The organism is Rhizobium sp. C1 (genome assembly GCF_021026335.1).
GTDB lineage: Bacteria > Pseudomonadota > Alphaproteobacteria > Rhizobiales > Rhizobiaceae > Ensifer_A.
Window position 1 is genome coordinate 286,375 of the sequence record NZ_JAJNCY010000006.1, and the last position, 13,551, is coordinate 299,925.

The following is a 13,551-nucleotide window of genomic DNA, read 5'->3' on the forward strand; positions in this document are numbered from 1 at the left end:
TCCTAACGATAGACCTGTTTGCGATGGTCAACATCGACGACGAGGACGACAAGCTTCTTGTCCTGAATGTCGCAAAGAACGCGATAGTCACCAACGCGGTAGCGCCAGAGGTGCCCGAGTTTCGGACCTTGAAGAGGAGTGCCCATGATCCTCGCATTGTCCGAAGGCTTTATACGCGTCGCGAGAAAGTCGCGGATCCGTCTCGCTTCGACGGTGCCAAGCTTCTTAAGTTGTTTGATGACTGCGGGTTCGAACTCAATCGTCCAAGCCAAGTTCCCGCTCCATCTCCTCCCAACTCACCACCTTGCTCTCGCCCGTGCGAATGCGCTCCAATGCAGCTTCCGCAAGGGCGATATCGTGCAGGTCTTCGAGCTTCTGGACGACGAGGTCGAGCACATAGGCGTCCGGCTCCACGCCACCGCGCGCGGCTTCCGCCGCCAACAGTTCGTGGATTTCCTCCGGCATTTCGATCGTGACGCGCTTGTTCATGGACGTGTTCCGTTGAAGTGGCCGCAGAGTAGCACTTTGATGCGTCTTTCGCCAGTCTGCGAAGACTTGCCGCAAGGCCCCCGATCCTCTAAGACACCGCCACTCCTTGATAAGATCAGAAAACGCAGGCAGACCCATGAGCGACAACAAGAAAAAGCCCCAAAAGCTGAAGGCCCGGCTGCCGCGTGGCTTTGTCGACCGCGAGGCCGCCGATATCCGCGCCGTCAACGAGATGACCGGCAAAATCCGCGAGGTCTATGAGCGCTACGGCTTCGACCCGGTCGAAACGCCGCTCTTCGAATACACCGATGCGCTCGGCAAGTTCCTGCCCGACAGCGACCGCCCCAACGAAGGCGTCTTCTCGCTGCAGGACGATGACGAGCAGTGGATGAGCCTGCGCTACGATCTCACCGCGCCGCTTGCGCGCCATGTGGCCGAGAACTTTCAGGAAATCCAGCTTCCCTACCGCACCTATCGCGCCGGCTACGTCTTCCGCAACGAAAAGCCCGGCCCCGGCCGCTTCCGCCAGTTCATGCAGTTCGACGCCGACACCGTCGGCGCACCGGGCGTACAGGCCGATGCCGAAATGTGCATGATGATGGCCGACACGCTCGAAGCGCTTGGCATCCAGCGCGGCGATTACGTGATACGGGTGAACAACCGCAAGGTTTTGGACGGTGTGATGGAAGCCATCGGGCTTAGCGGTGAGGAAAATGCGGGACGGCGGCTGAACGTGCTGCGGGCCATCGACAAGCTGGACAAGTTTGGTGTTGAAGGCGTTAAACTTCTGCTTGGGGAAGGCCGCAAGGATGAAAGCGGCGACTTCACCAAGGGTGCCGGCTTGAACAGTGAGCAAATTGCATGGGTTGAGAGGTTTTTGCGCGCCGACGAGATTGATAATGCTCTTCGCGCTGGTTTTTCTGCGCCTCAATGCACGCCGCGGGAATGGGAGCTCATACAGGCTCTGCCGAGCGACTATTTTGATCGCGACCCCACATTTTTTTGGGCAGCGCTTGAAGGAACGCCATTCCTGGGAAATGAAAAGTTTTGTGAAGGAAGAGCGGAGCTGCGCTTCATGCGTGACTTGTTTTTCCGGAGTACCGACAGTCACTACCACAATATACGAATTGATCCGTCCTGCGTCCGCGGCCTCGAATACTACACCGGCCCCGTCTACGAAGCCGAACTGACCTTCGACGTCACCAACGAAAAGGGTGAAAAGGTTGTCTTCGGCTCGGTCGGCGGTGGCGGGCGGTATGATGGTCTCGTCTCGCGCTTCATGGGCCAGCCAGTTCCGGCCACCGGCTTCTCCATCGGCGTCTCGCGCCTGATGACGGCGCTGAAGAACCTCGGCAAGCTCGGCGCTGATGACGTCATCGCCCCCGTTCTCGTCACCGTCATGGATGGCGATGCGGAGGCCATGGGGCGCTACCAGCGCTTCACGCAAGACTTGCGCAAAGCCGGCATCCGCGCCGAAATGTATCAGGGCAACTGGAAGAAATTCGGCAACCAGCTGAAATATGCCGACCGCCGCAACTGCCCCATCGCCATCATCCAGGGCGGCGACGAGCGCGCTGAGGGCGTCGTCCAGATCAAGGACCTGATCGAAGGCAAGCGCCTCTCCGGCGAAATCACCGACAACACCGAATGGCGCGAAGCCCGCGTGGCGCAGGAAGTCGTGCCGGAGGCCGAACTGGTCGCCAAGGTCAAGGCGATGCTGGCCGCGCAGGCGGAAGACAGGGCGCGCGGGAAGTGATGTTCAGCGTGCGGGATACCCCCCTCTGGCCTGCCGGCCATCTCCCCCTCAAGGGGGGAGATTGGATGCGGCGCGGCTCCTTGCTCCCCTCTCCCCCCTTGGGGGGGGGATGTCACGAAGTGACAGAGAGGGGGGGGCGACGCTTGCTCGCCGTTGACCCCTCATCCGGCGCTGCGCGCCACCTTCTCCCCAAGGGGAGAAGGGGAGGGCTCCGCTAATGCCCGTCGCCAAACTCCCAACCTTCGCGCCCGACCTGATCGCGCTTTTCGAAAAGCGCGGCACCAGCCGCATCGACACGCCGGTCATCCAGCCGGCAGCGCCCTTTCTCGACATGGCGGGCGAAGACCTTCGCCGGCGCATTTTCCTGACGGAGAGCGACACGGGCGCGAGCCTCTGCCTGCGCCCGGAATTCACCATTCCGGTCTGCCTCCAGCATATCGAAAGCGCCACCGGCACGCCGAAGCGCTATGCCTATCTCGGCCAGGTGTTCCGCCAGCGCCGCGAAGGGGCCAATGAATTCTATCAGGCCGGGATCGAAGACCTCGGCGATCGCGACGTGGCGAGCGCCGATGCCCGCGCCATCTCAGATGCCTTTGCAAGCCTGAAGCTGGCGCTGCCCGGCCGCGCCTTCACCGCCACGCTGGGCGACCAATCGGTGTTCGAGGCCGTCGTCAAGGCGCTCGGCCTGCCGAGCGGCTGGCAGAAGCGGCTGATCCATGCCTTCGGCAATGCCATGCAGCTGGAGATGCTGCTGGGCGAACTCGACGAGCCGCAGGCCGTTCAGCCGCTGGCGGCTGATATCGAGGCTATGTTGGCGAGCGGTAATCTCGATGCGCTCGCCGCCCATGTCGAAGAGACGATGCACGCGACCGGCTATCTCACCAATGCCAGCCGCACGCCGCGCGAAATCGCCGCCCGGCTTGCCGAAAAGCGAGCGCTCGCCGCCACCCGGCTCGACCCCAAGGCGCTCGATGTGCTGGAGGAATTCCTCTCGCTCGATCTGCCTTTTTCCGAAGCGGCTGCCGCCTTGGCAGGCTTCGCGGATGCGGCAGGCCTGAAGCTCGATGGCGCGCTCTCGCGCTTCGATGCGCGCGCCGCAGCGCTTGCAAATGCCGGCGTCGACCTCACGTCCATCACCTATCGCGCCGCCTTCGGCCGTCCGCTCGATTATTACACTGGCCTCGTCTTCGAGATCGCCGAAGTCGGCAAGCCGGCGGTGCTGGCTGGCGGCGGCCGCTATGACCGCATGCTGACGCTGCTGGGCGCCAAGGATCATATCCCTGCCGTGGGCTTCTCGCTCTGGCTGGACCGCATCGAGGCAACGAAGGGAGAGGCCGCATGACCATCACCATCGCGCTGCCCTCCAAGGGCCGGATGAAGGAAGATGCCTCTGCCATCTTCGCCCGCGCCGGCATGAACATCGTCAGCGTCGGCAATGACCGCTCCTATCGCGGTCGCGTCGAAGGCTGGGACGATGTCGAGATCGCTTTTCTCTCGGCGTCCGAAATCTCCCGCGAAGTCGGCAGCGGCCTCGTCGATTTCGGCGTCACGGGTGAAGACCTGATGCGCGAGGAATGGGCAGAAGTGGACCAGCGGGTGGAATTCGCCGCCCGTCTCGGCTTCGGACACGCCGATGTCATCGTCGCGGTGCCGGAAATCTGGCTGGATGTTGACACCATGGCCGATCTTGGCGATGTCGCGGCCGACTTCCGCGCCCGCCATGGCCGCCGCCTGGAAATCGCCACCAAATACTGGCGCCTCACGCAGCAGCATTTCTCCGCCACACACGGCATCCAGCTTTACCGCATTGTCGAGAGCCTGGGTGCCACCGAGGGCGCGCCGGCGGCGGGTCAGGCCGACATCATCGTCGACATCACCTCGACCGGCTCGACGCTGCGCGCCAACCATCTCAAGATCCTCTCCGACGGCGTGATCCTCAAGTCGGAAGCCTGTCTCGTGCGTGCCCGCAAGCCCGAGCATGAGGGCAACGAAACGGTCGCGAAGATCATCGCCGCCGTCCGCGCAGCGCTCTGAACAAACGCACATTCCCAGCCACGAAAAAACCCGCCGGATCGCTCCGGCGGGTTTTTCATCATGGGTGTCTTGGGAGACTTGACTTGATCAAGCGGATTTGAAGCCGTCGATGGAGAAGCGGCCAGCGCCAGCCACCATCAGGGAGAGGAAGCCACCGGCCATCGCCAGGTTCTTCATGAAATTGATCTGCTGGTTCATGTCCGCCATGGCCTGGGCCGGGTCATGCGTGATCGACATCAGGTGGAAGAGAACGCCCGAAACGACGCAGAAGCCGGCGAGCAGGAAGGCAACGATCTTCGTCTGGAAGCCGAAGAGAATGGCGAGACCGCCACCGAATTCGGTCAGGATGACCAGCGGCAGAAGGAAGCCGGGAACATGCATGGCTTCCATATAGGCGACCGTGCCGGCATAGCCGGTGATCTTGCCAAAGCCGGAGATGATGAAGATGACGGAAAGCAGGACTCGTGATACCAGGCTAATGTAATTGTTCATGATTTCGTTACCGTGGGGGTTGAAGTTGACAACGAGGTAACAGTTTTCATTGTAGCTAGAAAGATGAAAAATAATACACTGATTGTTCAATATTGATGAACGAATGCACCATCAAACTTTTGTGAGCGGCGATTGAATTTTAGGCGGTCCGGCTCCACATTGCGGCTCCCGCCGCATCAAAACTCCCCATGACCTCTCAGGAGATATCCATGACAAGCCTTGCCGATTTTCCCATCACCAAGCGCTGGCCGGCCACCAATCCCGATGCCGTCCAGCTCTATTCGCTGCCGACGCCGAACGGCATCAAGGTCTCTGCCATGCTCGAAGAAACGGGTCTTGTCTACGAACCGCATCTCGTCGATTTCGGCAAGAACGACCAGATGACGCCGGAATTCCTGTCGCTCAATCCCAACAATAAGATCCCCGCCATCATCGATCCGCATGGCCCGGGCGATAAGCCGCTCGGCTTGTTCGAATCCGGCGCGATCCTCGAATACCTCGCCGACAAGTCGGGCAAGTTCCTTCCTGCCGATCCGACGCTGAAATGGGAGACGATCGGCTGGCTGCATTTTCAGATGGGTGGCGTCGGGCCCATGTTCGGCCAGCTCGGCTTCTTCACGAAATTCGCCGGCAAGGAGATCGAGGATCCGCGCCCGCGCGAGCGCTATGTGGGCGAGGCCAAGCGTCTTCTCGCGGTGCTGGACAAGCGCCTCACGGGTCGGGACTGGATCATGGGTAGCGAATACACCATCGCCGACATTGCCAGCCTGCCGTGGCTGCGCGCGCTGACGGGCTTCTATGAGGCCGGAGAACTGGTCGGCATCGATAGCTTCCCGGCGGTCAAGGCGTGGATGGAGCGCGGCCTTGCGCGCCCCGCGATGGTCAAGGCCTTTAACATTCCGGCGCGTCCAGCGTGATCAGTCGCGGGAGGGATTGCGGCGAACCTCGTTCTCCAAAATCCCTTCCGGCTTTACTGATAGATCAGGCCGGGACCCGCCACGGCATCCTGATCGAGCGTAAAATACGGAAACAGGAAAACGCCGTAGATGGTGCCGGCATATTTCCGCTCCAGCCCGGTGGATTCGCCGATGCAGAAAACCGGCTGCCGGCGTCCGTTCAGCGGATTGTGGATGGTCGTTGAAAAGCAGAAGGACGATGAATGCGTCGTCGCCTGCTCGAAAAGTTCGAGCAGCTTGCTGCGGTCATTGGGGTCGTAGCGGCGCACGAGATTGAGAAGACCGCATTCGCTTCCGTCGAGGCCATGAATGGCAACCGCGCGCTCTCCAAGCCTCAGGAGCCCGGTGGACAGATCTCCCGACCAGGCTTCCGAAACACAAAACTGCGACAGCATCGGCAGGTCGTCCTTGCCCGGACCGGGTGACCGGGGGGCGGTGGACCTTGCGATCTTGAACACTGGGAGTTCTCCCGACAAAAGCAAATTGATTAAATGCAGATCTGATATCTGCCGTCATCCCGGTCTCAGGCAAGGACATGTCCGGGCATTCCAAAAACTCGTTTTCTCACCTTTGGCTATATCCGCGTGAGATCAGAAATGTGGTGTTGCCGGATTCGCCTCTATCCAGCGTTGAGCTGCCACATTCGTTCCTGTTTAAAATCTAATGAAGCAATTAAAGATGGCAAAAAAGTTAAATTTCGTTATCCGGGAAAAATTCTGATCCAAATCGGCACATTTTTGATCAGGAACCACTTATAAAATGCCGGTTGTCAGAAATTCGCGAGCCCCGATGGGTTCTGGCGCTCGTTCCGCTCGTCGTTGCCTCCTCCTGGCAATGACAACGAGACCGCCCGTCAGTCCGCTTGCCGCGCACAAGCAGCAAGGAAGCGCAGGCGGTCGGTAAACGTAAAAAGGGCGACCGTGAGGCCGCCCTTTCGTCAATCCCTTGGATGGGATGGATCACATCATGTCCATGCCGCCTGTTCAGCGCGCTTGACGCGCTGAACCAACAAGAGCCATTCGCGCGCTTGACGCGCTGAACCATCTTTGTTGATGGGCGGCTTTATGGACCTGTCGTGACCGGCCTTTGGCCGATCACATCATGTCCATGCCGCCCATGCCGCCCATGCCGCCAGGCATGCCGCCAGCAGCTTCCTTCTTCGGCAGTTCGGCAATCATCGCTTCCGTCGTGATGAGGAGCGAGGCAACCGAAGCAGCGTTCTGGAGAGCGGTGCGAACAACCTTGACCGGGTCAACGATGCCCATGGCGATCATGTCGCCATATTCGGACGTCTGAGCGTTGTAGCCGAAGTTGTCGTTGTCCTTGTCGAGGATCTTGCCGACAACGATCGAAGCTTCGTCGCCAGCGTTTTCAGCGATCTGGCGAACCAGAGCCTGAAGCGAACGGCGAACGATGTTGATGCCAGCTTCCTGGTCGTCGTTTGCACCCTTGACGGTGATCTTCGTGGACGAACGCAGCAGGGCGGTACCGCCGCCGGGGACGATGCCTTCCTGGACAGCAGCGCGCGTTGCGTTGAGCGCGTCGTCGATGCGGTCCTTGCGTTCCTTCACTTCAACTTCCGTTGCACCGCCGACGCGGATGACGGCAACGCCGCCAGCGAGCTTGGCGAGGCGTTCCTGCAGCTTTTCGCGGTCGTAGTCCGAAGAGGTTTCTTCGATCTGCGCCTTGATCTGGGCAACGCGGCCTTCGATTTCAGCCTTGGCGCCAGCGCCGTCGACGATCGTCGTGTTTTCCTTGGAGATCGAAACCTTCTTGGAACGGCCGAGCATGTCGAGCGTGACGTTTTCGAGCTTGATGCCGAGGTCTTCGGAGATGACAGTGCCGCCCGTCAGGATGGCGATGTCTTCCAGCATGGCCTTGCGGCGGTCGCCGAAGCCCGGAGCCTTGACGGCAGCGATCTTCAGGCCGCCACGCAGCTTGTTGACGACCAGCGTAGCAAGAGCTTCGCCTTCGACGTCTTCAGCGATGATGAGGAGCGGCTTGCCGGTCTGAACGACGGCTTCGAGAACCGGGAGCATGGCCTGGAGGTTCGAGAGCTTCTTCTCGTGGAGGAGAATGAAAGCGTCTTCGAGGTCGGCGACCATCTTTTCCGGGTTTGTGACGAAGTAGGGCGACAGGTAGCCGCGGTCGAACTGCATGCCTTCGACGACTTCGAGTTCGGTTTCGGCGGTCTTGGCTTCTTCAACCGTGATGACGCCTTCGTTGCCGACCTTCTGCATGGCTTCCGCGATGTCGCGGCCAACCTGCGTGTCGCCGTTTGCGGAGATCGTGCCGACCTGAGCAACTTCTTCCGACGTGTTGATCTTCTTGGCCTTGGCCTGGAGATCCTTCACGACTTCAGCCACAGCGAGGTCGATACCGCGCTTCAGGTCCATCGGGTTCATGCCGGCAGCAACAGCCTTCTGGCCTTCGCGAACGATAGCCTGGGCAAGAACCGTTGCCGTCGTGGTGCCGTCGCCGGCGATGTCGTTGGTCTTCGAAGCAACTTCGCGGACCATCTGGGCGCCCATGTTTTCGAACTTGTCTTCGAGTTCGATTTCCTTGGCGACCGATACGCCGTCCTTGGTGATGCGCGGAGCGCCGAAGGACTTGTCGATAACAACGTTACGACCCTTCGGGCCGAGCGTGACCTTTACGGCATCAGCGAGGATGTCGACGCCGCGCAGCATCTTCTCGCGTGCGGTGCGGCCGAATTTGACTTCTTTAGCAGCCATTTGAAAAACTCCCGGGCTTCCTGCCCAATTTCAAGACTTCTGGAAAGGGTGAAAGAGCTTCGGCCAGATCAGCCGATAACGCCCATGATGTCGGCTTCCTTCATGATCAGAAGGTCTTCGCCGTTCACCTTGACTTCAGTGCCGGACCACTTGCCGAACAGAACGCGGTCGCCAACCTTGACGTCGAGAGCGACGATGTCGCCATTGTCCTTGCGGGCGCCCGAACCGACGGCGACGATTTCGCCTTCAGCCGGCTTTTCCTTGGCGGTGTCCGGAATGATGATGCCGCCACGGGTCTTTTCTTCAGATTCGACGCGACGAACAACGACGCGGTCGTGGAGCGGACGGAAAGAGATGCTTGCCATTCTTGAATCCCTCGATCAAATGACAGAGAAGGTGTGTTACCTACCCGAATGTTATTAGCACTCGCACTCGGCGAGTGCTAGCGAGGGAGAAATAGGAAAGGGCCATCCTCGAGTCAAGGACAGCCCTTCCGAAATTTTCGCGAATTTTTGATGAAGGTTAAGGCATCGCCGACAGCGGGCGCGCCTTACTTCTTTTCGATCGAAACGCCCTGTTCGCCGATCTTCAGCTGAACGGTGTCCTCTTTCTGCTTCTCGTTATAGATGTAGGCACCCATGCCCACAACGGCGACAATAAGCGCGCCAACGATGACGTAGAGGAAGCTGTTTCTGTTCTGCAAGGGCAATGTCCTCATCAATATGTTGAACTTGATGCGCCTTAAATGATCCACGCGCCGATTTGTTCCTACCGATCCTTCGCGCTGCAGCGATAGGCCCTTGCCAAGTCTGCCCCGGTTTGCGATTTGACCGGGGGAGAATATTTGAGGTTTTACGAATGGCCGAACGGATTGGCGGGCTCGCGGACATCTCCGCCCGATATGATGTGATCCTCAGCGACGTCTGGGGCGTCCTGCATAATGGGGTCGATGCGTTTCCGGCTGCCGGCATTGCCCTGTCAGAGGCGCGCGCCCGCGGAACATCCGTGGTGTTGATTACCAACGCGTCGCGACCATCGGAGCGCGTCAAGCATATGCTGGATCAGCTTGGCGTTCCTGACACGGCTTACGACGCCATCGTGTCTTCCGGCGATGTCACGCGAAAGCTGATCGAAAAAGCGCCGCCGCGGGCTTTTCTGATCGGGCAGAGCCAGGATCTTTCGCTGTTTGCAGGGCTTGATGTCGAACTGGTTGCCGCTGAGGACGCAGATGTGATCGTTTGCACCGGCCTTTTCAACGACGAAGAGGAGCAGCCGGAAGACTATCGCAGCATGTTGGAGCGGCTCAGCCAACGGGCGCTGCCAATGATCGTCGCCAATCCGGATCTCATTGTCGAGCGTGGTCATAAGCTGGTCCCTTGTGCAGGTGCTCTGGCCGCCATCTATGCGGAAATGGGCGGCGAAACGCGCTATGCCGGCAAGCCGCATCGCCCGATCTACGAGGCGGCGCTTGCCGAGGCGAAGGCCCTGCGCGGCGATTTTGACAAAGCCCGCGTTCTCGCCATCGGCGACGGCATGCCGACCGACGTGCGCGGCGCGCTTTCCGCCGGCTTCGATCTCCTCTATATCAGCGACGGAATCCATGCGGGCGAATATGCCAAGGCCGGTCGTACCGACGAGGCCGCGATGCATGCCTATTTTGAACGCGAACAGGTATCGCCGACATGGTGGATGCCGAGACTGGCTTGACGCGCATGACAGTGTTCCATCGCAACGAGAAACGCGAACCCTTGCCCGATGCGCTGAAGGGCGGCGTTGTGGCGATCGGCAATTTCGATGGCGTTCATCGCGGCCATCAGGCCGTTCTAGGACGCGCGCTGGAAGAGGCGGAAAAGCGCGGCGTGCCTGCGCTGGTGCTCACCTTCGAACCGCATCCGCGCACCGTCTTCAATCCGGACAAGCCGCTCTTCCGCATCACGCCGGCGCCGCTCAAGGCGCGGCTGATCGAAATGCTCGGCTTCCGCTCGGTGGTCGAATATCCTTTCGACCACGCCTTTTCGCAGCGCTCGGCGGAGGACTTCGTGACCTCCATTTTGCAGGAGTGGCTGCATGCCTCGCATGTTGTCACCGGCTTCGATTTCCATTTCGGCAAGGGCAGGGAAGGCGGTCCGGCTTTCCTGATGGAAGCCGGCAAGCGTCATGGTTTCGATGTCACGCTGGTCGATGCTTTCCGCGATGAAAACACCGACATCGTCTCCTCGACGCGCATTCGCGATCTGCTGTCCAATGGCGATGTCGTCGAGGCTGCCGGTCTGCTCGGCTTCCGTTACACGGTCGAGGCGGAGGTCTGCCATGGCCAGAAGCTCGGCCGCACGCTGGGTTTCCCGACCGCCAACATGGAACTGCCGCTCGAAAATCCGTTGAAGCCCGGTATCTATGCCGTGCGCTATCGCCGCCCGAATGGTCAGCTGTATGACGGCGTCGCGAGCTACGGTTTCCGCCCGACGGTGACGAGTAATGGCCGGGCCCTGCTCGAGACCTTCCTGTTCGACTTCGAAGGCGATCTCTACGGCGAAGTCGCCTCTGTCTCGCTCTTCGGCTTCCAGCGGCCGGAACTGAAATTCGATGGCCTCGACCCGCTCGTCGAGCAGATGAAACGCGACAAGGAAGAGGCCAAGGCGCTGCTGTCGGGTGTGCGTCCTCTCAGCGAGCTCGATCTCAAGCTCTGTTTCTGAAAAGGGAATGGCCGCCCTGCGAAAGTGGCGGCCAACGGAAAAGCATTCCTGAAACAGGATCCAGAACATAATCAAAAATCTATGTTTTGTCGGCTGCCGGACTATCCTTTGATAATTGGTTTTTAAGCTTCGGAAACGCCCATGACCGAGTTCACCCCCATCATGTCCTTTGCAGGCGGTCTGCTGATCGGACTTTCTGCCGTCACGCTCATGCTGTTCTGGGGACGCATCGCCGGCATGACGGCGATCCTCGGGGGCATCCTGCCCCCGCTTGACCGCGACTGGGCGTGGAAGGCGACCTTCCTGGCGGGCGCCATTCTCGCCCCGGCGGCGCTGGCCGTCTCCGGCGTCAAGGTGGAGTTCGACGTTCCCGTTCCGCTCGCCGCCCTCATCGTCGGCGGTGTCGTCACCGGTATCGGCGTCACATTTGGCTCCGGTTGCACGTCTGGCCATGGCATCTGCGGGCTTGCGCGCTTCTCGAAGCGCTCGGCGGTCGCGACGGTCACGTTCATGGCCTTCGCCTTCGCCACCACCTTTGTTATTCGCCACGTTTGGGGAGGCTTCTGATGCGCTACGTCACGGTCTTTCTGATCGGTGCAGTCTTCGGAACGGGCATTGTCCTGTCCGGCATGGCCAATCCCGCCAAGGTGCTGAACTTCTTCGACCTCGCGGGAACTTTCGATCCGAGCCTCATCTTCGTGATGGCGGGCGCGCTTTCCGTCGCGGTTCCGGGCTACGCGCTGATCTTCCACCGCCGGCAGAAGCCGGTCTTCGGCGAAACCTTCGTCCTGCCCAAGGCCAAGCTCGTTGATCGCAAGCTAGTGGGCGGCTCGGCTGTCTTCGGTATCGGTTGGGGCATTGTAGGTTTCTGCCCGGGTGCAGCCATTCCCGCGCTGGGTCTCGGTCATTCGAGCGCGCTCATCTTCGTCGTTGCGATGCTCGCTGGCATCTTGGTGGCGCGGTTTGTCAGCCAAGCCGATTTCTTCGCCGCCCCTGCAAAGCCGACCCCGGGGAGCACGCCTTGATGTGAGCATTTTGTTCACTCTGCGGGTGGTAATCGCGAAAGCATAGAGAGATAGAGATTGTTTTAAGCCGTCGATGGTTGTCTACTGGCAATAATCAGGGGGCTGATCGATTAGATGCTCGATTTCACAACCGTTTTTGTTTTCTCGACAGCCATTTCCGTGTTCGTATGCATCGTCTGCGGACTCGCCTGGTGGAACGACGCGACCGGGCTGGAAACGCGCCACTGGTTCATCGCCAGCCTGTTGCAGCTCACAAGTGGTTTGCTGATCATCTTGAACGATGTGATCCCGCTGGACATTGGCGGTTACATTGGCGCCATCATATCCAATGCTGCGAGCGGCTATCTCGCCCTGGGCTACCGCCAGCTTTATGGGCAGGACGCACGTGCGCGAGGAATTCTGTTTGTATCCTTCTGGACAGGGACTGCGGTTTATCTGACGAAGTTCCTCTCTGGCGGGCACCAAGACGGCATATGGCTGCTCTATCTGGGCGGGTCCGTCAATCTGATCGTCGCGGCGCAGGCCGTCTGTCGGGGGCTGCGTACGGAAAAGCTGCGGGGAGAAAATCAACGATGCCGTTATGGTCGCTTCGCGGCCTACATCCTGATCGGCTACGCTTCCGCTTATATCATCATCTCGCCGCTCGCATTTTTTGATCCCGTCCAGTTCGTGGACGGGAAGCCGGTTTCTCTATGGCTGCAGGTCACGACGATTCCGCTCGTGCTGCTCAATATGGCGGCTTATCTGGTGACGCTCGTGGTCAAGCTGGAACGCGCGACAGAGCGGCAGCGGCATCTGGCGAGCCATGACGGCCTGACCGGGGCGCTTAATCGCAAGGCCTTCTACGATGCATGGTCGCACCGCGCCGGGCAAAGCGGCGTACTCGTCGTGATCGACATCGATCATTTCAAGTCGGTCAACGACAGCTATGGCCACCATGCGGGCGACGATGCTTTGAAGGCCTTCTCCGAGGCGGTAAAACAGGCCTTGCCGCCCGGCGCCGTGTTCGGCCGGGTCGGCGGCGAAGAGTTCGCACTTCTTCTGACCAGTTCTGATGCCCGCGAAGCGGAGAATCTGCTCCAGGACTTGCGGAACGTCGTAACTGGTATGTCCGTCAAAGCCCGTGACGATCGCGCCTTCTCCATCAGCTTTTCAGCAGGCTATGTCGGCTTCGATCCGAGCGAGACTGACATGGACCGGATTTTTGCCGCCGCCGACCGCGCGCTCTATGCCGCCAAGAACGGTGGCCGCGACCGTGTCGTGGGCATTGATCCGGGCTCGCTTCTGTGGCGTGATGTCGGTCATCTGCGCTCGGGAGAAGGATCGCCTGCCAATCCCGCTCAGATGAGTGCCTGAGCGGATCTCAACGAC

16 protein-coding genes are annotated in these 13,551 nt (G+C 60.1%); 9 read left to right on the forward strand and 7 right to left on the reverse strand.

Going from position 1 to position 13,551, the window contains the following annotated elements; all coding sequences use genetic code 11:
* Positions 1-2 precede the first annotated feature (2 nt).
* Positions 3-272, reverse strand: coding sequence for a type II toxin-antitoxin system RelE family toxin (locus tag LQK83_RS15020; RefSeq protein WP_230838193.1), 270 nt, complete (start codon positions 270-272; stop codon positions 3-5).
* Positions 256-489: a type II toxin-antitoxin system RelB family antitoxin gene (gene relB / locus LQK83_RS15025; RefSeq protein WP_230838194.1), complete on the reverse strand. Its 234-nt coding sequence runs from the start codon at positions 487-489 to the stop codon at positions 256-258. The genes LQK83_RS15020 and relB overlap by 17 nt, the downstream gene beginning before the upstream one ends.
* A 136-nt stretch (positions 490-625) precedes the next feature.
* On the opposite strand from relB, the gene hisS reads away from it, so the two are divergent.
* From hisS to hisG, 3 genes are all read left to right on the forward strand, one after another.
* Positions 626-2,245 carry a histidine--tRNA ligase gene (hisS, locus tag LQK83_RS15030; RefSeq protein ID WP_230838195.1) on the forward strand — a complete coding sequence of 540 codons (1,620 nt, stop codon included), beginning with the start codon at positions 626-628 and terminating at the stop codon, positions 2,243-2,245.
* A 217-nt stretch (positions 2,246-2,462) separates the two neighbouring features.
* On the forward strand, positions 2,463-3,587 hold the full coding sequence (locus LQK83_RS15035) for an ATP phosphoribosyltransferase regulatory subunit (RefSeq protein WP_230838196.1): 1,125 nt from the start codon (positions 2,463-2,465) through the stop codon (positions 3,585-3,587).
* The gene (gene hisG, locus LQK83_RS15040) at positions 3,584-4,279 is read left to right on the forward strand and encodes an ATP phosphoribosyltransferase (RefSeq protein WP_230838197.1); all 696 of its coding nucleotides are present in this window, start codon (positions 3,584-3,586) and stop codon (positions 4,277-4,279) included. Before LQK83_RS15035 ends, hisG begins: the two co-directional genes overlap by 4 nt.
* Before the next feature lie 87 nt (positions 4,280-4,366).
* Here hisG and LQK83_RS15045 read toward each other — a convergent pair whose 3' ends face one another.
* Positions 4,367-4,771, reverse strand: coding sequence for a DoxX family protein (locus LQK83_RS15045; protein ID WP_230838198.1), 405 nt, complete (start codon positions 4,769-4,771; stop codon positions 4,367-4,369).
* 209 nt (positions 4,772-4,980) lie between these two features.
* On the opposite strand from LQK83_RS15045, the gene LQK83_RS15050 reads away from it, so the two are divergent.
* Positions 4,981-5,688 (forward strand): glutathione binding-like protein, encoded by a 708-nt coding sequence (locus LQK83_RS15050; protein WP_230838199.1) that lies wholly within the window; start codon positions 4,981-4,983, stop codon positions 5,686-5,688.
* Between the two features lie 53 nt (positions 5,689-5,741).
* On the opposite strand, the gene LQK83_RS15055 is transcribed toward LQK83_RS15050, so the two are convergent.
* The 4 genes from LQK83_RS15055 to LQK83_RS15070 form a co-directional block, all read right to left on the reverse strand.
* Positions 5,742-6,185, reverse strand: coding sequence for a hypothetical protein (locus LQK83_RS15055; protein ID WP_230838200.1), 444 nt, complete (start codon positions 6,183-6,185; stop codon positions 5,742-5,744).
* A gap of 636 nt (positions 6,186-6,821) precedes the next feature.
* Positions 6,822-8,462: a chaperonin GroEL gene (gene groL / locus LQK83_RS15060; RefSeq protein ID WP_230838201.1), complete on the reverse strand. Its 1,641-nt coding sequence runs from the start codon at positions 8,460-8,462 to the stop codon at positions 6,822-6,824.
* Between the two features lie 68 nt (positions 8,463-8,530).
* Positions 8,531-8,827, reverse strand: coding sequence for a co-chaperone GroES (gene groES, locus LQK83_RS15065; protein ID WP_230838202.1), 297 nt, complete (start codon positions 8,825-8,827; stop codon positions 8,531-8,533).
* Positions 8,828-9,012: 185 nt separating this feature from the next.
* On the reverse strand, positions 9,013-9,165 hold the full coding sequence (locus LQK83_RS15070) for a hypothetical protein (protein WP_230838203.1): 153 nt from the start codon (positions 9,163-9,165) through the stop codon (positions 9,013-9,015).
* A 155-nt stretch (positions 9,166-9,320) separates the two neighbouring features.
* Between LQK83_RS15070 and LQK83_RS15075 the strand changes: the two genes are divergently transcribed.
* From LQK83_RS15075 to LQK83_RS15095, 5 genes are all read left to right on the forward strand, one after another.
* Entirely contained in the window at positions 9,321-10,169 is an 849-nt protein-coding gene (locus LQK83_RS15075) for a TIGR01459 family HAD-type hydrolase (protein WP_230838204.1), read from the forward strand.
* A 5-nt stretch (positions 10,170-10,174) separates the two neighbouring features.
* Positions 10,175-11,155, forward strand: a complete 981-nt coding sequence (locus LQK83_RS15080; RefSeq protein ID WP_230838255.1) for a bifunctional riboflavin kinase/FAD synthetase — start codon at positions 10,175-10,177, stop codon at positions 11,153-11,155.
* A gap of 141 nt (positions 11,156-11,296) precedes the next feature.
* Positions 11,297-11,722, forward strand: a complete 426-nt coding sequence (locus LQK83_RS15085) for a YeeE/YedE family protein (protein WP_230838205.1) — start codon at positions 11,297-11,299, stop codon at positions 11,720-11,722.
* The gene (locus tag LQK83_RS15090) at positions 11,722-12,180 is read left to right on the forward strand and encodes a YeeE/YedE family protein (protein ID WP_230838206.1); all 459 of its coding nucleotides are present in this window, start codon (positions 11,722-11,724) and stop codon (positions 12,178-12,180) included. Before LQK83_RS15085 ends, LQK83_RS15090 begins: the two co-directional genes overlap by 1 nt.
* Positions 12,181-12,294: 114 nt before the next feature.
* Positions 12,295-13,536, forward strand: coding sequence for a GGDEF domain-containing protein (locus LQK83_RS15095; protein ID WP_230838207.1), 1,242 nt, complete (start codon positions 12,295-12,297; stop codon positions 13,534-13,536).
* Positions 13,537-13,551 lie beyond the last annotated feature (15 nt).